This is a genomic window from Mucilaginibacter sp. PAMC 26640 (assembly GCA_001596135.1).
Taxonomy (GTDB): domain Bacteria; phylum Bacteroidota; class Bacteroidia; order Sphingobacteriales; family Sphingobacteriaceae; genus Mucilaginibacter.
In genome coordinates this window covers 4,482,548-4,505,857 of sequence record CP014773.1, presented here as the reverse complement: position 1 = coordinate 4,505,857, position 23,310 = coordinate 4,482,548, and the positions used below count along the sequence as shown (strand labels likewise).

Below are 23,310 nucleotides of genomic sequence, written 5' to 3'. Positions count from 1 at the left end.
TTATCAATAAAATGATAGATGGGAGCAAACAAAGGGGCTAAGCGAAAAGCGAACTATATCAGCTTCGCCTTTTCGCTTCAACTATTTGAAAAAGCTGTGATTTGGCGGGAACTACGGCTGACCTGCCGCTGGGTTCATCAGGATTGCCCGGGAAATATCTCCTTATGGTTTCGAACTTAATTTCCTTATTGCCATGTCTGAAATTCTTACAGACCATCTTTGTCCAGACCGTTTGTGTTTGTGAAAATACAAGTTCCTTACCATTCAATTCTAAGCCTTGCATCTTCTTTGCGAGGTCAACCACTGTCAAAAGATAGCCCTCCTGAATATTGATAAAGTCTTCGGTTTCTAATTTCCTCGCAGCTTTAAGTTCTTCTCTCAGCTCGGCGTTTTGTTCTTTTAAACTTCTGATTTCGCCCTCTTTATCTGCAATGATTTCATCTTTGGTTCGGCCTGTGTTCCATTGGTCGATAGTTTTAAGGTAGGCTAAGAAACTTTTTAAATGTTGTTTATTTTTGAACTCCATTGCGTGCCTGGAAGTGTAGCGGTTTTTTACTTTCAGTTCGGCGGTGGCATCGTCAATTATTTCCCAAACGTGTGTGAAAAATTCTTCTTCTTCGGCATCGGGATAAAGCTTTAGAAAATAATCGAGGTGATATTGATAAAAAGCAGGAAATCCTGCTTCCTGCTTATCATATAACCTGTATAAAAAATGATTGTCTTCGTTGTCTTTTGGCCAAAACAAAGGGCGGCCTATATCGTTGGTGTCTTGGGAAAAATCAGCCCAATGACGATGTTTAAAATATTGTGCTCTCATAGATAGATCGTTTATTCAAAAATAACCGTTTATCCTCAACGTTAAAAATGCGGTGATAAGGCTCTATTATAGAAAAACTAAAAGGTTGTTAGTTTAATTGGTTAGTCGAGAATTTGATATCGAAACACATTATCAGAACGTTGTTTACGATACCATATTTATTAGTCGTTATATTTTCCAATCATATTTTGTTTTATCACAACCACACCGAATTGTTTTTGCAACTGTGTCATAATTCTTTAGTGACACATTACGCTTTTTACAGCCATCATCCTGACAAATAAATATTTTTTCAAATTCTACAATATCGCCCCAAAACGCTTTTAAATCTCCGATTTTAGGATTGAAAGCATTGTCGTGAGATAACAAGTTACCCAGCTGAGAGGAATTGGCCAAACGGTCAATTACAGGTATTTTAGCTTTAAGATCGCTACTGCTTTTATTGATCTTTGACTTCAATTCATTTAACATTTCATCAGGCATCCGTTTTTCATTAATATCATTGTAACGGAAACTTAATTTCACCTCCAGGTTCAGGCAAATGTTTTTAAGGGTATGTTCCAAGTATTTTCTGATAGGATTTCCAAGAAAAATGATATTTCCGCTTGAAATGCTGGTTTCTATCAACTCCTTGAGGTCATTTGGTTTTTCCTCTAAATATGTGGTTTTGTTGTCATCATGCTGGAGATTCTGATGAACCAGACCACCTGATTCCGGGGCAAGCTGACCACCAATTCCGGGGCAAACTGACCAGGGGATTCCGGGACAAACTGACCACCCTCAACGTGTAGCAAATGCTGTAGAAGCAACCATCTTTCGGAGGCAACATATACCTCCAAACATGGCCAATTCGACGATCAGCATGAGTAAGATTAGAAAGATTTTAAGGATGTACAGCCAGCAGCGGCCCATAATGACCATCGCTGCCCAGACTGATGCATCCCGGAATACCGTAAAGAAGTACCTGGCCGCCTTTAAAGCCACCAGCTTTACATTTGAAGAGATCGATGCCCTTAACGATAAGGAACTCGAAGACCTCTTCGGGAAAAGCAAAGAACACCCGCCTACCAGCCGTATGCAGTCCATGCAGCGCTGTTTTCCCCAAGTAGATAAAGAACTCAAACGCACCGGTGTCAACCGGTACATGCTATGGGAATCCTACCGCAAAGAGTTCCCTGACGGCTACCAGTACAGCCAATTCTGCTTTTATTACAACCAATGGAAAGCCAGGGTCAACCCGACCATGCACATGGATCACAAAGCCGGTGATAAGCTTTATGTGGACTTTGCAGGCGAAAAGCTAAGCTATACCGACAAGGATACCGGTGAAGTTATTGCAGTAGAGGTCTTTGTGGCTATCCTCGGAGCCAGTCAGCTTACTTATGTAGAGGCGGTTCCGAGCCAGCAAAAGGAAGACTTTATTGCAGCCTGCGAGAATACGCTGCACTTTATCGGCGGCGTTCCCGCCGCCATTGTGCCGGATAACTTGAAGGCAGCCGTAACCAAAAGCAGCCGCTATGAACCTACTTTGAACGAAACGTTTGAGGACTTTGCAGACCATTATGGCACCACCATACTACCAGCGCGGGCGTACCGCCCGCGTGATAAAGCATTGGTAGAAGGTGCCGTTAAGATCATCTATACCAAGATCTACGCGCCTATCAACCGGGTTACCTATCATTCTTTAAAAGAGTTGAATACAGGTATATGGGAAGCATTGGAAACCCATAACAGCCAGTTGCTTAAAGGACGTAACTATAGCCGCAGGCTACAGTTTGAAGAGATCGAACGGCATACCCTGATGCCGCTGCCTGTCCTGCTTTACCAGTTCAAAAAGCACTTCTACGCTAAGGTGATCAAGAATGGCCACGTCAACCTCGGCCCTGATAAACACTATTACAGCGTGCCTTACCGCTTCATCGGCAAGCGGGTTAAGCTGTTGTATTCCCGCACCATCGTTGAGATCTACTCCAACTATGAGCGTATCGCTTTGCATAAACGGGCAAAGAACCCCTACGGTTATACGACCGATAAAGACCACATGGCCACTACGCACCGCTTTGTAACTGACTGGACACCTGATAAGTTCCTGGATTGGGCAGCATCCATCCATGAGGATGTGCGGCTGTATATCCTTAAGATCCTTGATCGCAAGCAACACCCGGAGCAGGCTTACAAGTCCTGCCTGGGTGTCCTTGGCTTCGCCAAGAAAGCCGGGAACGAGCGCTTAACGATGGCCTGCCAGCGTGCGCTCAGCTACGGTATCCATAACTATAAAACGATACAAACCATCCTGGAGAACAAGATGGACGGGTATGAGGAAAGCTTGTTTGCAGATGAGCTGCCTATGCCTAACCATGATAATATCCGGGGGAAAGACTATTACAAATAACCATTAAACAACAAATAATGAACACAAGTACACTAGACAAACTGCGGAAGATGAAGTTCTTCGGCATGTTCCATGCCTTCAAAAGCAGCATGGAAACGGGTAAAACAAATGATTACACAGCGGATGAACTGCTGGCCCACCTGGTAGATGCAGAATGGGACGACCGGCAAAACAGGCGTATCGAACGGCAGATACAGTATGCCAAGTTCCGCTATAAAGCCTCCGTAGAGGACGTTCATTACCATGCCGACCGAAGCATCGACCGCAACCAGATCATGCGCCTGGCAGACTGTACCTTCATTGACCGCAATGAAAACATACTGGTTACGGGCAGTACGGGTATCGGTAAAAGCTATGTGGCTTCTGCCATCGGCTATCAGGCCTGTATGCTGGGCTACAGGGTGTTTTATGCCAGCACGCCTAAGCTATTCGCTAAACTGAAAATGGCTAAGGCAGACGGCTCTTATATCAAGGAACTCGCTAAACTGGAAAGGACACAGCTGCTCATACTGGATGACTTCGGTATTCAGCCTTTTGATGCACAAAGCAGGGCTGCGCTGATGGAACTGATCGAAGACCGGCATGGCAAGACCTCGCTGATCATCACTTCACAATTACCGGTAAGCAAATGGTTTGAAGTTATCGGTGAAAAAACGGTTGCTGATGCGATCCTGGACCGGATCGTTCATGATGCGCACCGCATCGAACTAAAGGGAGAATCTATGAGAAGAAAACGTAACGTTGAACCGGAATCCAGCTACTAATGAAATTGCCTTTTAAATAACTATTTTTGTACACGCTTTTATAGCGTTTGCTGCACGCCCCACGTCAGCTAATTGCCTGGTCAGTTTGGCCCGGAATCAGGTGGTCAACATCTCCATAACATACAAATTATTTACTATTAATAAAATAATGGGTGCTTTAAATCAAAAAAATATACTTTGGAGATATATAACTTTTTCCTTGTGATTAAGTATTATATAGGTCTATTTAAGTGAAGTTATATATTTAATTCGAGTTATTTATATTTTATTTTTGAGACTAAATAATCCCATTTAAAGATTGAATCACCAATATGAAATATGATGTAAGGCCATTTTTAGAAAAGAAAATGTCGGGATTGTTAGGCCTTTTGGGAACAAATAATATAAGCTGGGTAACAATAAATAAAAATTTCAGCAAAAATTTAGAAAAAGTCAAAAGTGATTTGGCATTGTCTCAAAATTCTATTTATAGAGAGGCTACATTTTACAGTGTTCTTATTAGCGAACACTATAACACCGGAGAGGGCGCAGGCATGTTTGACTGGTATAGTACGCTTTTTCAATCTTTATCATCAGTATTGACATCCACTGAAAAAGCATTAATACATCATTCAATTTATAATCTGTTGATAGAACCTGACAAAAATTATTTGAATTTCATAGGTGAACTGGCAGTATTAAATGAAATCAAAAAACAACCGGGATGTAATTTGATAAACGTTGAAGAGAAAATACAAGATGAAAATAATTGTACTGCAGATTTTCTAATTTCTGAACGAATATGATAGCGCATATATTCTAATTGAAGTTGTGAATCTCCACTTTCAAACAATTGATATAACTGACTCTGAAAGGGTAAAGCGACTTATTGCATCTAAATTAAGCGATAAAATTAAAATGAAATTTGCAAACCCCTTTTATGAATATTTTTTGCAGCCTGTTATATGGGTAAAGAGCGAAAATGACATAAATCAATTATTTAATCTATATCGAAATGCTCCATTGCCCATTAAGAATGTGTTAGCACCATTTACCTATTTCACTTATAGAGAAGTTTCCGGTCAATATGAGCATCATTTTGACCGGATATATTAAGCTGAGTGATATTTGAATTTGTTATTTATACGTTTAAAAGTAATCCGGTTTAAAACCTATTCTTTTACGTTCTTGCGGTTCTGACTTTTTATCAATAAGTTCATCAAGATATCGGAATACAACTTCCATATTCTTATCCTGATTATCGAGCTTAGATTTAATTTTTTCTATTTCCAATCGTAAGTCGGTGTTATCCATTAACACTTGGCGGATGCGTGTAAATATGCGTATGATTTGTATGTTTACCTTAATAGCCCTATTACTATTTAACACACTCGATAACATGGCAACACCCTGTTCGGTAAAAACCATAGGTAAGTATTTTGTATGCTCTCCTTGTTTTAAGGTGCCAATTTGGCTCCTTAAAATTTGATATTCGTCTTGTGAAAGCTCAAACATGAAATCATTGGGGAATCGATCAAGATTTCTTCTTACTTGTCTTTTCAGTTGTTTGGTTTCTACTTCGTATAATTTTGCCAAATCAAAATCTAACATTACTTTCTGATTTCTTATGTAATAGATTTGATTCATGATTATTTCATCAGGTATTATTTGATTTTCCATTAGTTTCTTGTCTTTTAAAAAAATGAGAATCTCTAAGGTCACAAAATGTGACCTTAGAGATTATGAAATTAAATTGCGGCGTATTTCTGTCTAATAGCGGCCATGTCCTGGCTAACTTTTAAATCCAATATTTTAGCGTAGTGCTGTGTAGTTTTAATATTGGTATGACCTAACATTTTGCTTACGCTCTCTATCGGTACACCGTTGGATAGTGTAACGGTAGTGGCAAAAGTATGTCGGGCAATGTGAAAAGTCAAAGGTTTATCTATGCCACAAATCCCTGCTATTTCTTTTAAATAAGCATTCATTTTCTGGTTGGTACTTACCGGGAGTGCCTTACCCAAATTACCGCAAACTGGATGATCAGCGTATTTATCAAGTAGCGTTAAGGCAGATGGTAATAATGGAATGCGACTTGGCGTATCTGTTTTTTTACGTTTTGTGAATATCCACATTTCTCCGTCCAGACCTTTGACAATTTCGTTGCGTTTAAGCTTATTTACATCAGCATAAGCTAAACCCGTAAAACAGCAAAATAAAAAAATATCCCTTACCTGATTTAAGCGCTCTGTTGAAAATACTTTGTTTGCCATAGCTTGCAAATCATCGCCATTGAGAAAAACCCGGTCAACCTGTTTGATCCTTATTTTGTAATTGATAAAGGGATCTTTGTCTAACCACCCGCTTGATAAGCAAATGCCAACGATTTTTTTGAAATTCTTTATGTATTTAAAAGCAGAGTTATTAGCGCAATTGCGTTCTGAACGGAGATAAAACTCATAATTGGCAATAAAATCGTGGTCGATTTTTTTAATATCTATATCCGACATTTTGTATTGCCACTGCAAATATTCTTGTGTATGTTTCAGTGAAGTTTGATAACGAATTGATGTACCTGCGGCATATTCTTTACCAACTAATGTGGCAATTTTCTTGTTGTGTTCTTTAAATACGTCTATAAGCATTCTTGTTTTTTCGCTTTTACCCAATAGCCTATCCCTAAGAGTTTCAGCGGTAATACTGCTTTTTGCTTCGGTCAATTGACTGTGCGCCTCATACACTTGTTTTTGCAAAGTGTCTAAATAGGCATTAAAAGATTTGGTGTCCTCCTTAGTCCCTTTTAATCTACCCGCAATGCAATTCCATAGACTTGGCTCACATTCCCGCCCTGTGGTAGTTTCCGAACGTTTACCGTTTACGGTAATACGTAGATAAATCGGCACCAGGCCGGCTTGATAGTTTTTTGGCTTTTTTAAATAAAAAAGCAAGCTGAAATTAGTTTTCATAATGTTTTAAGCATTAAAAAGTGAAACAAAATTAAGCTTGCAATCACATCTGTACAAGATGTTCAAAATTTGAACACCTTGATTGTCAGATCAATAAGTCGTTTTGGTGAGTAAGGAATTTCTAAAACTAACTCACCGAATTACGCTCCTTTTTATTGTGAATTGGTGAATTATATAACCATTTGACTAAAAAACAAAAGCCTGCAATCATTTGATTTGCAGGCTTTTAGTCTGTTTTAACATTGAACTTAGTGGAGCCGGAGGGATTCGAACCCTCGTCCAAACATGGTATAAGGTAAGCTTTCTACATGCTTAGCTGTTATTTAATTGTCGGGGCTATGGAAGGTTAACCGCTTACCTGTACCTTAGTCCGTATGTGCTTTGTTTCGCTTGCTTACCACACCTTTAAGCAGGCTATTTCCGTTTTTCGATGCCCCGGTTGCCGATCCAACAGAACAGAGAACCGGCGGGACAAAAGCTATGCTAATTCTAAATTAGGCAGCTAAGGCGTAGTTATTTTCGCCATTTGTAAGTTTGAGCGTTCAGATTTTAGCGCTAATTCACCCAACGCGCTGCATGCTTACTTATTTATCTCCATCCTGTCAATTCCGGTCGACCCCATTTTTGTAGAGTTTGCAGTATTACTGTTTCCAGTTTGCAGATAACACAAAGATAAGCTTTTTAGTTTGCTTACACGAGAATATTTCTTGCAAAGCCCCGAAAGCGCTGATGCACAAGCCGGAAAATGCTGCCGGCGCAGGCTTGCAGATCAGCCGGCGAACAGCCGCAGGATGGGGATCTTGTTCATGGCATAAACAAGCAACCAGGACAGGCCGAAGCAAAGCAGGGCCACCAGCGGAACACTGAAAAGGGGGTTAAATATTTTGTAGGTGATATCGTTCAGTTCTAAAATATTCAGGATCAGCGCATGGCTAAAGTAAATGCCAAGGGTGTATTTACTGGCGCTGTCGCAAAAGCCGGTGAGCTGCCGGTTCAGTTGTATAACGGTGTTTTTAGCGATGAGGAAGGCACTGGCAGCCAATACCACCACAAATGGCCCCACGGGTTCGTAAAAGTAAGTGCTGAGCTCCTCTTTCGTTACCTCAAAATAATAGGTCCCCACCGCGATGATCGCAGCTAAAATGAGGAAGAGGAGCGCGGCAACAACGGCCACATGCCTGAAGTTAAATTGTTTATTGGCCAGGTAATAACCCAGCACCAGGTAACCAATATAGCCGCTGAAGTACCGGAGTTCGATCGCTGTATTGAACCTGCTAAAGTAGGGCGGACTGACCAGGATACAGACCAGCCAGATGGCCAGAAAGTAAAGGGTTTCTTTTTCGGACGCGTTACGCACAAAGCGGCCCAGGATGGGGATAAACAAATACAAACCAATGAGCAGGTACACATACCACAGGTGGTAAGAACTGCCTGTTTTGAGCTGGTGCAGCACCAGCTTGATGCAGCCCCAGGCATCGGCAGGGAAAACGATGATTTCGATATACCATTGGTAGCCTATATAAACCAAACTCCAGAACAAAAAGGGGAGGATTAACCGTCCGATGCGCTTTTTTAAGAAATCGCCCAGTTCATACTCCCGTTTCAGCAGCAGCGCCCCGGTGATCATGATAAAAACCGGTACAGCAAAGCGGGTAAGGGCATTATAGGCATCTCCCGCCAGCCAATTGCCAGGCGTTTCCGTTTGGTAACTGAACAGCAAGGGAGATGCCGTGTGCAATACAACTACCGCAAACATGGCCAGTAAACGTAAATTGCTTATCCAGCTGATGTTTTGGTTCATTGGTTTATTTGTTCATTAGGAGATTGGTGCAACGCTGGTTACCGTCATAGCTACCGCTGCTGCAACTGTTGCTGCTCCCGCAACTGCATTAAACTTTACCCGGGTAAGCCTTCAGGCCCTCGGCCAGGCAAACCATGGCTTTGTTGAGGTCGTCATTATTCAGTACATAGGCCATCCTTACCTCATTGGTGCCGGCGCCCGGTGTGCTGTAGAAGCCGGTTGCAGGGGCCATCATTACGGTTTGGTTATCATAACTGAATTCTTCCAGCATCCACTGGCAAAACCTGTCGGAATTATCAATGGGGAACTTGGCCACCACGTAAAAGGCACCACCGGGGTTAGGGCAGTAAACGCCGTCGATTTTGTTAAGGGCGGTCACAAGCGTATCGCGGCGTTTGGTATATTCTTTATTAACGGCTTCAAAATACTCGTCGGGTGTGTCAACTGCGGCTTCGCCGGCAATTTGTTCCACCATACCCGGCGACAGGCGTGCCTGGGCAAATTTGAGACCTGCGGCAATCACTTCCTTGTTTTTGGTGATGAGGCAGCCCAAACGTGCACCGCAGGCGCTGTAACGCTTGCTTACGGTATCCATTACAATCACGTTTTCGTCCAGTCCGCTGAGGTGCATTGGAGAAATAAAGGTACGGCCGTCATAACAAAACTCGCGGTAGGCTTCATCGCTGAACAGGTAGAGGTCGTATTTCAGGGCCAGTTCTTTCAGCGCATCCAATTCTGCCTGCGAGTAAAGGTAGCCGGTAGGGTTATTGGGGTTGCAAATGATGATCGCTTTAGTTTTATCAGTGATGAGCTTTTCAAATTCGCTGATAGGAGGGAGCGCGAAGCCGTTATCGATGTAGGATAATATTGGTTTAACCACTACATCCGTTTGGTTGGCAAAGCCATTGTAATTGGCGTAAAAAGGCTCGGGGATGATCACCTCGTCGCCTTCATCCAGGCAGCTCATCATGGCAATGGTAATCGCTTCCGAGCCGCCGGTGGTAACGATGATGTTTTCTGGCGTGATGTTATAGCCCAGCTTGTTGTAGTATTCAACCAGCTTTTTACGATAGCTCAAAGTACCCTCGCTGGGGGTATAGGCCCAAACCTTAAAGTCGATGTTTTTGATGGCATCCAGCATACCTTCGGGCGTTTCAATATCTGGCTGACCAATGTTTAAATGGTATACTTTTTTACCATCGAGCTTGGCCTGATCTGCAAAGGGGGTTAACTTACGTATAGGAGAGGCAGGCATCCGCTGCCCTTTTTGCGAAATTTTTGGCATGTGCAAAATTAGTAAAAAAAACAAAAGGACATCCGAAAGCGATAAGCATCCGTCATGCCGAATTTATCCCGGCACCCCACAGAACAGGTATCCACTATAAAATTGCTCCGCCGCCGCTCGCCGTCATGCCCCCCGCCGTCATGCCAAATTTATCCCGCCACCCCACAGGACACGTATCCGCTATAAAATTGCCCCGCCGCCGCCCCCCGCCGTCATGCCCCCCGCCGTCATGCCGAATTTATTTCGGCACCCCACAGGACAGGTATCCGCTATAAAATCGCTCCCCCCGCCGCCGCCCCCCCGCCGTCATGCCCCCCGCCGTCCTGCCGAATTTATTTCGGCACCCCACAGGACAGGTATCCGCTATAAAATTGCCCCGCCGCCGCCGCCCCCCGCCGTCATGCCCCCCGCCGTCATGCCGAATTTATCCCGGCACCCCACAGGACAGGTATCCGCTATAAAATCGCTCCCCCCGCCGCCGCCCCCCCCGCCGTCATGCCCCCCCGCCGTCATGCCCCCCGCCGTCATGCCGAATTTATTTCGGCACCCCACAGGACAGAAAACCAGCGATAACCAGCCCTCATAAAAATGAAAGTAAACGCAAACGCTGAATTGCCAATCTTTTTAAGTAAAACGCAACCAATCCGGTTGTTCCAAAAGGCTGTTCCATGTAGTGTTTTTTACACCTATCGATATTCGCTTAAGTAATTGAATCATAATAAATTGCCGGTTTTAATTAAAGAACAGGGATGTTCCAATCTGTTCCATCAAAAGTGTGTAATCAGCTGTAAATCAGATAGAAGCAGTTTTATCTATTCCATATTTCAAATGTGGAACAGCGGTGCCAAAAAGCGGTCCGACCACCCTTGAAGGGTTGATTATGGCGGGCAAACTATGTAGTTTTATAGCAACACATTGCAGCGATTCGATCGTTGTAATATTAGCCGGTTGGGACAAAAGCGCCGGGCTTTACACGTCAGCAAATAAATAATCAAATGGACAAGCGAACACTACGGGAAACAGCACAGCGCCTGATGGCCGGCGACAAGGGCCTGCTGGCAATGGATGAAAGCACGCCAACAGCCAACAAGCGTTTTGAGGAGATCGGGATACCACAAACGGAGGAGTACCGTCGCAAGTACCGGGAAATGATTGTGACTGCCCCCGGCCTGGGGGATTGTATCAGCGGTGCCATTCTATTTGAAGAAACCACAAGGCAGTCTACAAAAGATGGGGTGCCCTTTATTGAGGTGCTAGAGCAAGCCGGCATTATCCCCGGTATCAAGCTGGATGAAGGCGCCAAAGATATGGCCGCCTTCCCCGGCGAAAAGATCACCGAGGGCCTGGATGGTTTGCGCGAGCGGATTACGGGCTATGCAGCACTGGGCCTTAAATTTGCCAAATGGCGTGCCGTGCTTACCATAGACAAAAGCACCCCGACCGATGGAAACATTTACGCCAATGCCCATGCACTGGCCCGTTATGCCACACTTTGCCAGGAAGCAGGTATAGTGCCCATTGTAGAACCAGAAGTGTTGATGGAGGGCGACCATACCATTGAACAGTGCTTGGCAGCGACTACCCGGGTGTTGCAGATCGTGTTCGAAGTGTTGATCAGTCAGCGGGTATACCTGGAGGGCATGATCCTGAAACCGAATATGATATTGCCGGGCCTGGATGCAAAGGAACAGGCAGATGCCGCCAGGGTAGCAGAAGAGACGATAACTTGTTTATTACGTTGTGTACCGGCAGCTGTACCCGGTGTTGCTTTCCTGTCGGGAGGGCAATCAGCAACGGACGCCAGCGCGCATCTGAACGCCATGCATGTGAGCTACCCGGAGTTACCATGGGCATTAACGTTCTCGTTTGCCAGGGCGGTGCAACAACCCGCTATGGAATACTGGAAAGGATTGGATGAAAATGTGCCCCATGCGCAGCAACTGCTGGTGGAGCGGGCGAGTCTGAACAATGCGGCAAGGCGGGGTGAATACCGCAAAGAAATGGAAGATTAGCGGTAAATTATGGCTGGGCCCCGACTAGGCCCATCTTTCGCTAACGAGTAAAAAAACTACATATACGGCGAATAAGCAACCAAATACGATCAGGAATAATTTTACTTGTTTATCCATTTAATTACGGTTAAATATTAGCGAACGCTACTTATTATGCAGTTTTCAATTTTTCTTAAATCTAGGGATAATTTAAGAAGATATTATTTTTTATGAAAAATATTAATAAATATTTTTCACGGTATTTTTTTGTTTGAGAATTAGCAAAGCAGGCTGAGTGAATAAGTATATATGATTAATGGGATCTTGCATACCGCTTTTCTCCTGCCTGGATAGCGGTGGTGAGATGGTTTTCATCCGGCGGTTTCGGACAGGCATAACCTGCCCCGAAAGCACAATACGGGTTATAGGCTTTATTAAAGTCTATTGTAACAGCGTTATCTTTAAAATCGCCTTCCCTTAAATCGATGTAACGGCCGCCGCCATAGGTTTCTATTCCATTGGTATCATCTGTAAACGGCAGAAACAGGTAGTCTTTGTAAGCGGGAATCGTAGCGAGGCGGGTACTGCGGTAAACGGTTAGTTGCATGGGCTGCCCTTTGATCAGAAAATTCAGCCTAGCGTAGGGAATATATTCTGAGCCAGTACCTGTAAATACCGGCATGATGAAAGTTGAAGCATTAGGTAATAATTCGGCGGAAGCTTTTACGCTATAGCTGCTATCGGCATCATAAAAGCGCAAATACGGCAGGTCATCCTTTTTTATCGGGGAATTTTTATCGTCCAGAAAGTCGCTTTTGTAGTGTTCGCGGTAAGCTGCTATTTGCAACTGGTAGCTTTGTGCAAAAGTTGCTGAACTGGTGGCAAATAATAAGAATGTAAGAAGATATTTCACTATGATATGATTTGGAGTTGTCGGTAAAGATAATTATTATCTAGCGTTAACAGTGCAGAGTTGGTCCGGGTCAATAAACTCTTAACCTGGTGTTTTTCAAAAATAAAGAACTAAAATGAAAGCGCGGTGTTGTCATTACAAACACTACAACTATGAAAAATCCATTTGTGAAACAAGATAATACGTTGCTTATTGCGGGGATAGCAATTGGTGCGGTAGCTGCAGGAGCTGTAACCTATATTTTATTAAGTGATAAGGGGGAAGGTATCCGCAAGAAAATTTCTGATGGATTTGGAAATCTTGTTGCAAAATTCCTGGGCGGTGCTAAAGAGGAAGAAGAACAAGCGGGTTACGATTTTAGAAAGACGACACCGAAATCACCTAAAACCGACAGGGGAGCGCTTTTGAAAGATGAGGTGCTGTCACACCCGCAAGGCTAAATACTTTCAACCTAAGAAACAAAACCGGGTGTCAGCAATACTATGGCGCCCGGTTTTGTGTTTAAAAACGATATATATTAGTAGGTAATTAAGGACTTGAATACGTTTGGTGTTGCCATGTAACCTGGTACGTTTCCATCCATGCACCATGCGCGGCTGTGTCGAAAATAATGCCGATGGGATCGACACGAATGTGCAGTGGCGCAGGGAAATACTAAAATATTTAAAACATTCGGTTATAGCATTTATAACCAGATAGTCTTTACGTGCTTATCAAATAGTATATATAATAATATTGGCGGAACAAAAGGCCCCTTACACTCGCTGTTTGGGGCCTTTAACCTAAACCTTATCACACTAGTGACAGACGCCACCAGTAATAGATCATCTAAGATATTAAATCACACGCTTTATTTGCAAGTGTTTTAAGGTGAAAAAATCGAAAATTAACAACAGGGAAAATTCATTTTCTTGATAATTTCTAAATATTAATTAAGCCAGAGTAATTAATAAAACACGCAGTGAGATAGGATGAAGCAGTATTTATTATTTATGATATTTTCTGGAGCGATATTCTTTCAAATATTGCTCATAGTATTGGTGAACTTTTTTTGAATATTTAAAACAGTAATCCAACAGTGGCTGCTGCCAATCATCCGCTAGTCCGAAGGACATTAGTTCATCTATATTCGCCGAACCCTGTATTCCCCCGCTACGGAGCTGAGATGACGCGGTGAGCATTCCCATATCATCTATCACCCGGTATAAATCACGGTAATCATCGCGGATCATTTTGAAATTGATAGAATCTTTTACGGGCTGCAATTCCTGAATAACGTAACTGTCCCCCCTGAAATCAGTAGTGCTGAGCAACATAGGTGTAATGTATTGCATTCGTCCCTGTACGCTGATGATGCGTTCCGCTTCGTTGCTCCATGCGGGCTGTGCCAATTTTATGGCAGGCAACACCGTGGAAGATTTCGATTGCTTCATATCTATCAGTAAATATTTGTTTCGTGTGTTGGTGCTTTTAAGTAAGAAGAGGTAACGTTTTACCCCGATGCTGCCCGTACCTGCCAGGCGGAAAACGGCACTTTTAACTTTGTAATTGTAGGGGCTGTCGCTATTATTTTCAATCCAGTTACCTATATGGGCCGTCAACTCTGCCTTGAGTTTCTTATCTATTTCAAAATGCCGCTCATTCTTTAAGGATAGCACCAGCTTGTGCTTTCGCCTTTCGGTACGTTTATCCAGTAGATCGCTTGGTTTGCTGTTTTGCGCAGTTTCTAAAAAATTCCAAACTATGCCTTTGGCAGTACGGGGCTCAATACTGTAGGCTTTACCTTTTGCAAGCGTTGCTGCATAGCTTTTGATCAAAAGACGGGCCATGTTAGCAGCTCGGTCCGGCTCTATTTTAAGACTTTCAAAAGCTATAAAAATACTGGTGGCAAGTCTTACTATTTCGTACGCGGCGGGTGCAAGCAGGGCCTCATCAAAGTCGTTCAAATCAAAATAGACCAGTTTATTATTACCCCGGTAACTTCCAAAATTTTCAAGGTGCAGATCTCCGCAGATCCAGGCAGGAGGAGAAGACGGCATGGTTTTAAATTGCGCCAGATCCTGATAAAAAAGTCCGCAGGTGCCGCGATAAAATCTAAAGGCATTTTCTGCCATTGCTTCGTATTTGAGCAACAGCGTTTCAGGTAATAGTCCGGCGTTAGAAGAAGTTAACCGTTCGTAAAGTTTACTCATTTTGGGGGCGTAAAATTTTAACCTTATAATCTAAACTGACTTAAATAGTTTTAATTGATTAAGTTAATTACAGAGATATTTTAATGAAAATGTAAAATAGGCTTTGCATTCTTCAACCGGTGTCTTTTTGTTTCCATAGTGGTACAAAAGATTTGGAAAGAATTTGTTCGTCAAGGCAGCTTTCAGCATCTGGTTACCTATGAAACGCTACCTACCCATCAATCTTTCATTAAACTTTAATATGAGATTAAACATGTCCTCATATTCATTCATGGGCAAGGTGGCACTGATGTCGTAAATGTCATGGTAAGCTTTTATACCACCCAAAGTATACCAAAAAAACGATGGCACTCCTTTTTCTGTGAACAGGTAATGATCGCTGTTGGCGGCCTTTCCGCGCGAATTGATATTTACCAGATATTTGTATTTCTCGTTCACCTGTTTCAGCATGGCGAATTCCTTGGGGAATACCGCTGCGTTAACTACGGTAATTCCATCTACGCCGGTTCCTTCTAAATCTAGATTTACTAAAAAGCGAATACTTTTAAGGTCGATCAGCGGGTTTTCGGTAAAGTATTTTGATCCTAACAACCCTGCTTCTTCTCCGGCAAAAAAGATGAAAGCCATGGTATAAGGCTGAGGATGTGTCCCATAATATTTAGCCAGGCTTAGTACCTGTGTTACCCCACTGGCATTGTCATTTGCACCCGGAAAAAAGGTCTTGTTACCCATGCCGCCTAAATGATCGTAATGGGCGGTAAATATGATTACAGAATCGGGATGCAATGTGCCTTTTACCAGTCCGCAAATATTGCCCGTTTTAAAATCGGATGCAAATCTGCTCTCTATATCAACTTTTATGCTTGATGGAATTTGTTTCTGCAGGTTTTTATCCAATTGTATTACGGTGTAGTCCAGTACTGTTTGCTCAGCCGACCAGGTGAGTTTATTTTCTAGTAAAACGACGATCCGGTTTGCCTGATCTACAAAATGGCTACTATCCGTTTGGGTTAATTTGCCTTCGGCTGTTATTCCTTTGCTGTCCGGTGTAACCAAAAAGTCGCGGCCCGGCATCAGCGTTACTCCATTAACAGCAACATCCATTTTGCCCGGAAAAGTATTTACAGCATAGTTAAATTTCTGCAGGTAACTTTTACCGCTCATCGGCTTAACTCCATAGGATTTTAATTGGGTAATTAAAAAATCGGCCGCTTTGCCCATACCGTTGTTAGTGTAGCCACGACCCCAAAAGTGAGAAGAGGTAAGCGTATCCACCATTTTACGGGCGAATTTAAGATCTTGCGCGCTGGAGATTTGAGCAAGCAACAGCAAGACAAGCGAAAGTTTAAGTTTCATTTGCGAAGTTTAGCGTACTAAGCTACAAAACAGAACAGACATGTAACCGATACAAAACAGCGGCAATAAACAGATTTGTAGTGTTAGGTTAAGTTGAAAAATTTGTCGAGAATATCTTTAATCTGCCAGCGGAACATGTTTCGCGTCAATTTTTGGATCATTCTTGTTAATTTTCTTTACATAAAGTTCATCAGCCAGAATCACAACAATTGCCAGTAATGGCACAGACAAAATAATGCCCAGGGCACCGGATAGTGTACCCATTAAAACCTGACTAATAATAGTTAGGGCAGGGGGAAGGTTGATGATCTTGTTCTGAATAACGGGCGTTACTATATTGCTCACGATAGTTTGTGAAACAATATAAATAAGTGCCACGACGATAGCGGTATTGGTACTAATAGTTAAAGCAAGTAATACTCCGGGAATCATTGCCACAAGTGAGCCAAAATTCGGGATGATCTTCAGCATACCTGCAAATAACGCAAGCACCAAAACTGCGGGTAACCCTACAACACTTAACCCGATAGTGAGCATGATGGTTATCAATACAATGGACAAGAGGGTGCCCTTCAACCACCCTTTAAGCGAAAAGTTGATCCGGTCCATAATACATTGCCATAGCTCCTTTTTTTCGGGAGGAATGATGATCATAAAACCCTCTTTGTAAATCCCGGGACTTACCGTAAAAAAGATTCCAAGAAACATAATGATATAAATGTTACCCAGCACCCCAAAGCTTGTACTAAAGAAATGCTGTGCGGTAAGGAACAATTTTCCGGAGTTATCATCCAGGTATGTCAATATCTGCTGACCTACAGGTGTCTCGGCTAATTTTCCTCGTGCAGAGGCAATGGTACCTGGCAGCGACTGGCTAAGCTGTGCCACCTGTTGTTGAATTTTGGTGCTCATAAACCAAAGTAGTACGGCTAATATAGCAAATGATCCGCCCACAGAAAGGGCCATAGCTGGCTTGCGTCCCCAATTAGTTTTTCGCTGGATGATATTGCCCAACCCGTGAAAATAAGTAGAGATGAGCGTTGCTGCGAGGATCATTAATAGAACATTGAATCCAACACGTGCAATGAGTATAGTTACTACCAACAGGGCAACAATCCCTACAGTATACCATACTTTTTGTATGTAAGTCAACTCTGTTTTTTCTCGGCTCGGTTTGGTGTTAGGTGTATCCATAGCTTGTTTTCAAATTATAAGGACAACAAACATTCTTAAATGTTTTAGTGTGTATAAATGAACTTTAAGCTCTCCATTCAATAAAAACCTTTAAATTAATTGAGTTTGTAAAACACATAATTTAATTATGCTGTTTATGGTGATATAATTAGGCAGTATAATCATTAATTTGCGAGCCGTAACATGCAACTATGGATAAAGAAAACAAAGCGAAACCCCGTGTATTGATCATTGGCGGAGGTTTTGCGGGCGTACAGCTTGCTAAGAATTTAAAGAATGCGCCTGTTGATGTTTTACTGCTAGATAAACATAACTACCACACTTTTCAACCATTGCTTTATCAGGTTGCCACAGGAGCTATTGAGGCCGATTCGATTGGTTTTCCTATCCGGCGCATTTTTAGCCGGCAAAAGAACTTTACGTTTCACTTAGCAGAAGTAAAAAAGATCGATACCGAGGCTAAAGTAGTAACCGCCAACATAGGCGATATACATTATGATTATTTGGTGGTAGCTACCGGTGCTAATACCAATTTTTTCGGTAATAAAGAACTCGAGCACTATACTTTGCCGATGAAGAACATTGCCGAGGCACTGAACGTACGCAGCATGATTATTCAAAACCTGGAAAAAGCGCTGGTCACTGATGATGAAACTGAGCGGGATGCACTGCTTACTTTTGTGGTGGTAGGTGGCGGGCCTACAGGTGTTGAACTCTCCGGTGCTATTGCCGAATTAAGAAAATATATTCTTTGCAAAGATTACCCAGGGCTTTGTGATAAAGATATGAAGGTGTACCTGGTAGAAGGTAAGGCCGAGGTCTTGGCTGCCATGTCGCCGCAGGCTTCTTCAAAAGCAAAGGAATTTTTGACGGAGATGGGCGTTACCATTTATAACAGTGTGCATGTGGAAAGTTATAACGGCGGGTTGCTAAAAATTGACGATGGGAAGGTGATTAACACCCGCAACGTTTTTTGGGCTGCGGGTGTGCGTGGCGAAACGCCGGATGGTTTACCTCCGGAAGCGATTGCCAAGGGCGGCCGCATACAAACCGATGAGATTAACCGGGTAAAGGGTTATCAAAATGTATTTGCCATCGGCGATGTGTCATCGGTGACAACCGAAGCCAACCCGATGGGATTTCCTGGTGTAGCGCAGGTTGCACTGCAGCAAGGTAAACAGCTGGCAAAGAATCTAATATCGATAATTCAAAATAAGCCAACAGAGCCGTTTAAATACAAAGACCTGGGTACCATGGCCACTATAGGCCGTAATAAAGCGGTTGCCGATCTAATGCACCTGCGTTTCCAGGGGTTCTTCGCCTGGATCTTATGGATGTTTGTGCATTTGCTTTCCCTGGCTGGTTTCAGCAACAAAACCATTGTATTTTTCAACTGGGCGGTTGGTTATCTTACCCGCAATAGCGACAACCGGCTGGTGATCCACAACTTTGATACCAAGACCATGACCATAGATCCTGTAGCTAAATAGTAACACCTATTGATTATGGCATAGTTATAGCAGCTAACGCGCTTATGCACATGTTTCTTATTATAGCGTTATTGGTCATTGTGAGTGCTTTGTACTCTTATATCAATGCGCGTTTCTTAAAACTACCGGGCACTATCGGCATAATGGCGCTTGCGGTGGTCGGTTCAATCGTTACCGTAGTAATAGATTCCCTGAACCCGACCATTGCAGGATATCTCACGGTACTGGCCAAAAACATTAATTTTTCTACGCTGGTTTTAAACATCATGTTGGGTTTTTTGCTTTTTGCGAGTGCGTTCAACCTCAATGTGCGCAAGCTTAAAAAAGAAATGCGGCCCATTTTGATACTTAGCACACTAGGGGTAATTTTGTCAACAGCTATATTTGGCACACTGCTTTATTATATAACCGGTTTCATAGATATTAAAATACCATACGTTTACTGTTTACTATTTGGCGCTCTTGTATCGCCCACTGACCCCGTGGCCGTGGGCGCTATCATCCGCGGATCTAAGCTGCCCTCAAACCTGTCTACCATTATCTCCGGCGAATCGCTTTTTAATGATGGAATAGGGCTGGTATTGTTTATTACGCTGCTGGAGATCACCCGAAGCGGGGCTGCGAATATTGATTTTACCAAAGCGGCTATTCTTTTTGTACAGGAAGTATTTGGCGGCATTGCTTTGGGCGCCGTTACCGGATTTCTGGCCTACAGGTTGATGTTATCAATCAAAGATTTCCAAACTATTGTTTTGGTTTCCCTGGCGCTGGTCATGATCAACTCCGTGGTTGCAGAAATGCTGGAACTTTCTATTCCTTTATCGGTGGTAACAGCAGGCTTGCTCGCAGGGGGGCGTTCCATCAATATGGATACGAAGGAACATTCCCACGAGGCGCTCGAAAATTTCTGGAGCCTGATTGACGAGATGCTGAATACGATGCTGATCGTTATGATTGGTTTACAAATGGTTAATTTACCGTATATTAAAAACTATTGGATAACAGGTGTTATAGGCATTGCCGTGATATTGATAGCGAGATGGTTAAGCATAACACTTCCGCTTACCTTTCTAAGGCGTTCATTAAATGTGAGTTATAGTAACGTAAATATCCTTACCTGGGCTGGTATAAGAGGTGGGATAACCATTGCATTGGCCCTTGCACTGCCGGCCTCGCCTTACCGGCATTTTATTTTATCAGGTAGTTATTTTATTGTGATATTTTCGATTATCGTACAGGGATTAACGCTGAATAAAGTAATTAATGCGTTTTATAAAAGTTAAGAGATACTTATGTTGCCGGGGATGAGAAGCAATGCTAAGGAGCTGTATCAATTAAAGTCTTTTCATATAATCCCTAATTTCCTGTTCATTTTGATCTGAGGAGCCGCTAAATGATTCGATAATATTCTGCCGCTCGGTTTCGCTTCGGTTTTGGCTGAGCTTCTTTTTGCTTTGGAGGTCATCCACCAAAATTTCGAAAGCTACAATTCCGTTTATCATCTTAAGCTTATAGTCTTCAGGAAGTTTTGCCCATTGCTTCAAGTAGTCTGCTTCGTAAAAGCTAATCGTTTTCTCTAGCAGTTTCCCTACTTCTATTTTATTATCAATCAAAGTTGCTTTACCATAGGCGTGTACAGCCAGATAATTCCATGTAGGTACGTTAAGCTCTTTTTCGTAATTAAATGGAGAGATGTATGCGTGTGGTTCGCTGAAGATCACCAGGGATGTATCGCGGAAAACTGCACTAACCTGCGGATTAGCCTTGGCAAAGTGCGAGATCAAAAACAACTGTTTACCGCGTTGCTCTACGATAAATGGCAGGTGGGTTGCCTCTGGTACACCATTCAAATTGGTAACAATAGTAGCAAAGCTATACTTTTGCATGAAGTGGATAACTTCTTGATCGTTACCGAATATATTGAAAGGTGGCGTGTACAATTTTAATAGTTAGCTATAGTTAATAAACGAAGAATTAGGTTCAAGACTCCAAAGCTTCCAGCATTTGCTTTAACACGGCTTGTGCAGCCCAAACACGGTTACCTGCCTCATGCAGCACAACAGAGCGGCTGCTGTCCAGGATCTCCGATGATAATTCCAGGTCGCGCCTTACCGGTAAGCAATGCATCACTTTAGCATTTGGCGCATCTGTTAGTTTCTCCAGCGTTATCATCCAGTCCTCATTGCCCGGCAGCACTTTACCATAAGGCTCATAAGCCGACCAGTTCTTTACGTAGATAAAGTCGGCATCTTTCAATGCGTCTTCCTGATCGTGCGTGATCGTTGCGCCATTCGTAAACTCTTCAGAGAGCTCGTATCCGGCAGGGTGAGCGATCGTAAAGTCAACATCGGCCTGGCACATCCATTCGGCAAATGAATTAGGCACAGCCTGCGGGAGAGGTTTGATATGCGGCGCCCAGGTTAATACTACTTTAGGGCGGGCATTTGCTTTTAATTCGTCAATGGTTACCAGGTCGGCAAGGCTTTGTAAAGGATGTCGCGTAGCCGATTCCAGGCTTACCACAGGCACTTTACAAAACTCCACAAACTTGTTAAAGATAGTTTCGCTGTAATCTTCATCGCGGTTCTTCAACCCGGGAAAAGAGCGCACACCGATGATGTCGGCATATTCGCCCATAACGCCGGCGGCTTCGCGGATGTGTTCTACGGTGGTGCCGTTCATGATCACACCATCCTGCAATTCCAGCGCCCAGCCTTCTTTATCGATATTTAAAACGATCACGATCATGCCCAGGTTCGCACCAGCTTTTTGCGTACTGATCCGGGTACGTAAGCTCGGGTTAAGAAAAACGAGGCACAGCGTTTTATTTTCGCCCAGGTGCTTGTGTGCAAAAGGGTTTTGCTTAAGCTGCAATGCTTCGGCAACCAGCGCCGGCACATCCTTAACATCATTAACAGAAGTAAAAAGTTTCATAGCCTTATTTAAAGCCTCCCCCTAAGTCCGTGCCCTTTGACAGAGGGACTTGAAGAAGCAGTTTATATTAAGTGTTTTTCAGTATCGTGTCAAATGCCTGCAGAAATCTGTCTGCATAAGTTTTAGTTAAGTTAAGAGCAGGTAATAACCTTACTACGTTAGGTTTAGCCTCTCCGGTAAAGATCTGGTGCTTGAATAACAAGTCTTTTTTAACGTTGGCTAAGTCTTCTGGCAGCTCGATACCGATCATCAAACCACGCCCCCTAACTTCAGTAACTTTATCAAATTTTTTCAATTCGTTGATCAGGTATCCGCCTACTTCGTCAGCATTTTCCATCAGGTTGTCCTGCTCAATAGTTTCTAAAACTGCGAGGGCTGCGGCGCAGGCTAAATGGTTACCCCCAAAGGTGGTCCCCAGTTCGCCATACCAGGGCTTAATTTTAGGCGAAATGATGATGCCACCCACTGGAAAGCCGTTACCCATACCTTTAGCCATAGAATAGATATCCGCATCGATGCCGGCAAAATCGTGCGAGAAGAACTTTCCTGTCCGCCCGTATCCGCACTGTACGCTGTCCGCAATAAAAACAGCATTGTGTACATCGCATAATGACCGGATCTGTTGGAGGAAAGGGATTGGAGCTACCTGGATACCGCCAACCCCCTGGATTCCCTCGATGATCACTGAGGAGATCTCGTTTGCTTCGAAAGCGGCTTCCAAAGCAGCCTCATCATTCCAGGGAAGGAAGATTACATTATCCGTTTCGTTTACCGGGGCAACAATTTTCGGGTTATCGGTAACGGCTACTGCCAGAGAAGTACGACCATGAAAGGCTCTCCTAAATGCGATCACTTTCTTTTTACCGTTGTAAAATGACGCCAGTTTTAACGCATTTTCGTTAGCCTCGGCACCCGAGTTACAAAGGAACAGCTGGTAATCTTCTTTGCCAGAGACTTTGCCCAATTTGTCGGCTAGTTCGGTTTGTAATGGAATTTCAATAGAGTTGGAATAAAACCCGATCTGGTGCAATTGGTCTTCCAAGCGTTTTACATAATGCGGATGGGTGTGCCCTATAGAAATAACGGCGTGGCCACCGTATAGGTCTAAATACTCGGTACCTTTATCATCATAAACAAGGCTGCCTTCGCCTTTTACGATGTTGATAGGATTGATTGGATATACGTCGAATAAGTTCATTTTGCCCCAGACCCCTAAAGGGGCTTTAAAAGTTTAAT

Annotated in this window: 21 protein-coding genes and 1 other RNA gene; 8 read left to right on the top strand and 14 right to left on the bottom strand. The window is 43.2% G+C overall.

The features are described from left to right. Positions 1 to 58: 58 nt before the first annotated feature. Together A0256_19520 and A0256_19515 are read right to left on the bottom strand one after the other, a co-directional pair. On the bottom strand, positions 59 to 817 hold the full coding sequence (locus tag A0256_19520; protein AMR33451.1) for a hypothetical protein: 759 nt from the start codon (positions 815 to 817) through the stop codon (positions 59 to 61). A 168-nt stretch (positions 818 to 985) separates the two neighbouring features. After that, positions 986 to 1,444 (bottom strand): hypothetical protein, encoded by a 459-nt coding sequence (locus tag A0256_19515; protein ID AMR33450.1) that lies wholly within the window; start codon positions 1,442 to 1,444, stop codon positions 986 to 988. A gap of 214 nt (positions 1,445 to 1,658) precedes the next feature. Here A0256_19515 and A0256_19510 point away from each other — a divergent pair, with 214 nt between their 5' ends. From A0256_19510 to A0256_19495, 4 genes are all read left to right on the top strand, one after another. Continuing rightward, entirely contained in the window at positions 1,659 to 3,209 is a 1,551-nt protein-coding gene (locus tag A0256_19510) for a transposase (GenBank protein AMR33449.1), read from the top strand. A gap of 17 nt (positions 3,210 to 3,226) precedes the next feature. Next, positions 3,227 to 3,973 (top strand): ATP-binding protein, encoded by a 747-nt coding sequence (locus A0256_19505; GenBank protein AMR33448.1) that lies wholly within the window; start codon positions 3,227 to 3,229, stop codon positions 3,971 to 3,973. 311 nt (positions 3,974 to 4,284) lie between these two features. Then, positions 4,285 to 4,758 (top strand): hypothetical protein, encoded by a 474-nt coding sequence (locus tag A0256_19500; protein ID AMR33447.1) that lies wholly within the window; start codon positions 4,285 to 4,287, stop codon positions 4,756 to 4,758. Positions 4,759 to 4,783: 25 nt separating this feature from the next. Then, positions 4,784 to 5,068 (top strand): hypothetical protein, encoded by a 285-nt coding sequence (locus tag A0256_19495; GenBank protein ID AMR33446.1) that lies wholly within the window; start codon positions 4,784 to 4,786, stop codon positions 5,066 to 5,068. A gap of 33 nt (positions 5,069 to 5,101) precedes the next feature. Here the strand turns inward: A0256_19495 and A0256_19490 are convergent, their stop codons facing one another. The 5 genes from A0256_19490 to A0256_19470 form a co-directional block, all read right to left on the bottom strand. Beyond that, a complete protein-coding gene (locus A0256_19490; protein ID AMR34626.1) occupies positions 5,102 to 5,632 on the bottom strand; it encodes a DNA-binding protein in 531 nt (176 codons plus the stop codon). A 68-nt stretch (positions 5,633 to 5,700) separates the two neighbouring features. Beyond that, positions 5,701 to 6,918 (bottom strand): recombinase, encoded by a 1,218-nt coding sequence (locus A0256_19485; protein ID AMR33445.1) that lies wholly within the window; start codon positions 6,916 to 6,918, stop codon positions 5,701 to 5,703. A 249-nt stretch (positions 6,919 to 7,167) separates the two neighbouring features. Next, positions 7,168 to 7,538: a transfer-messenger RNA gene (gene ssrA, locus A0256_19480) on the bottom strand. A gap of 149 nt (positions 7,539 to 7,687) precedes the next feature. Then, positions 7,688 to 8,719 (bottom strand): hypothetical protein, encoded by a 1,032-nt coding sequence (locus A0256_19475; protein AMR33444.1) that lies wholly within the window; start codon positions 8,717 to 8,719, stop codon positions 7,688 to 7,690. 88 nt (positions 8,720 to 8,807) lie between these two features. Then, a complete protein-coding gene (locus A0256_19470) occupies positions 8,808 to 10,004 on the bottom strand; it encodes an aspartate aminotransferase (protein ID AMR33443.1) in 1,197 nt (398 codons plus the stop codon). 995 nt (positions 10,005 to 10,999) lie between these two features. On the opposite strand from A0256_19470, the gene A0256_19465 reads away from it, so the two are divergent. Beyond that, positions 11,000 to 12,016, top strand: a complete 1,017-nt coding sequence (locus A0256_19465) for a fructose-bisphosphate aldolase (protein AMR33442.1) — start codon at positions 11,000 to 11,002, stop codon at positions 12,014 to 12,016. A gap of 292 nt (positions 12,017 to 12,308) precedes the next feature. Here A0256_19465 and A0256_19460 read toward each other — a convergent pair whose 3' ends face one another. Next, positions 12,309 to 12,908, bottom strand: coding sequence for a hypothetical protein (locus A0256_19460; protein AMR33441.1), 600 nt, complete (start codon positions 12,906 to 12,908; stop codon positions 12,309 to 12,311). A gap of 152 nt (positions 12,909 to 13,060) precedes the next feature. Here A0256_19460 and A0256_19455 point away from each other — a divergent pair, with 152 nt between their 5' ends. Continuing rightward, positions 13,061 to 13,348 (top strand): hypothetical protein, encoded by a 288-nt coding sequence (locus A0256_19455; protein AMR33440.1) that lies wholly within the window; start codon positions 13,061 to 13,063, stop codon positions 13,346 to 13,348. A gap of 546 nt (positions 13,349 to 13,894) precedes the next feature. Here A0256_19455 and A0256_19450 read toward each other — a convergent pair. The 3 genes from A0256_19450 to A0256_19440 form a co-directional block, all read right to left on the bottom strand. Continuing rightward, positions 13,895 to 15,100 carry a hypothetical protein gene (locus tag A0256_19450; GenBank protein ID AMR33439.1) on the bottom strand — a complete coding sequence of 402 codons (1,206 nt, stop codon included), beginning with the start codon at positions 15,098 to 15,100 and terminating at the stop codon, positions 13,895 to 13,897. A gap of 207 nt (positions 15,101 to 15,307) precedes the next feature. Then, a complete protein-coding gene (locus tag A0256_19445; GenBank protein ID AMR33438.1) occupies positions 15,308 to 16,456 on the bottom strand; it encodes an aminopeptidase in 1,149 nt (382 codons plus the stop codon). A 117-nt stretch (positions 16,457 to 16,573) separates the two neighbouring features. Next, the gene (locus A0256_19440) at positions 16,574 to 17,650 is read right to left on the bottom strand and encodes a hypothetical protein (GenBank protein ID AMR33437.1); all 1,077 of its coding nucleotides are present in this window, start codon (positions 17,648 to 17,650) and stop codon (positions 16,574 to 16,576) included. A 191-nt stretch (positions 17,651 to 17,841) separates the two neighbouring features. Here A0256_19440 and A0256_19435 point away from each other — a divergent pair, with 191 nt between their 5' ends. Next, positions 17,842 to 19,140 (top strand): NADH dehydrogenase, encoded by a 1,299-nt coding sequence (locus tag A0256_19435; GenBank protein AMR33436.1) that lies wholly within the window; start codon positions 17,842 to 17,844, stop codon positions 19,138 to 19,140. Between the two features lie 44 nt (positions 19,141 to 19,184). Beyond that, positions 19,185 to 20,423 carry a sodium:proton antiporter gene (locus A0256_19430; protein AMR33435.1) on the top strand — a complete coding sequence of 413 codons (1,239 nt, stop codon included), beginning with the start codon at positions 19,185 to 19,187 and terminating at the stop codon, positions 20,421 to 20,423. Between the two features lie 51 nt (positions 20,424 to 20,474). Here the strand turns inward: A0256_19430 and A0256_19425 are convergent, their stop codons facing one another. The 3 genes from A0256_19425 to A0256_19415 form a co-directional block, all read right to left on the bottom strand. Beyond that, positions 20,475 to 21,080 (bottom strand): transcriptional regulator, encoded by a 606-nt coding sequence (locus A0256_19425; GenBank protein AMR33434.1) that lies wholly within the window; start codon positions 21,078 to 21,080, stop codon positions 20,475 to 20,477. A gap of 40 nt (positions 21,081 to 21,120) precedes the next feature. After that, the gene (locus A0256_19420; GenBank protein ID AMR33433.1) at positions 21,121 to 22,074 is read right to left on the bottom strand and encodes an acetylornithine carbamoyltransferase; all 954 of its coding nucleotides are present in this window, start codon (positions 22,072 to 22,074) and stop codon (positions 21,121 to 21,123) included. Between the two features lie 67 nt (positions 22,075 to 22,141). Then, positions 22,142 to 23,272, bottom strand: coding sequence for an acetylornithine aminotransferase (locus tag A0256_19415; GenBank protein ID AMR33432.1), 1,131 nt, complete (start codon positions 23,270 to 23,272; stop codon positions 22,142 to 22,144). Positions 23,273 to 23,310 lie beyond the last annotated feature (38 nt).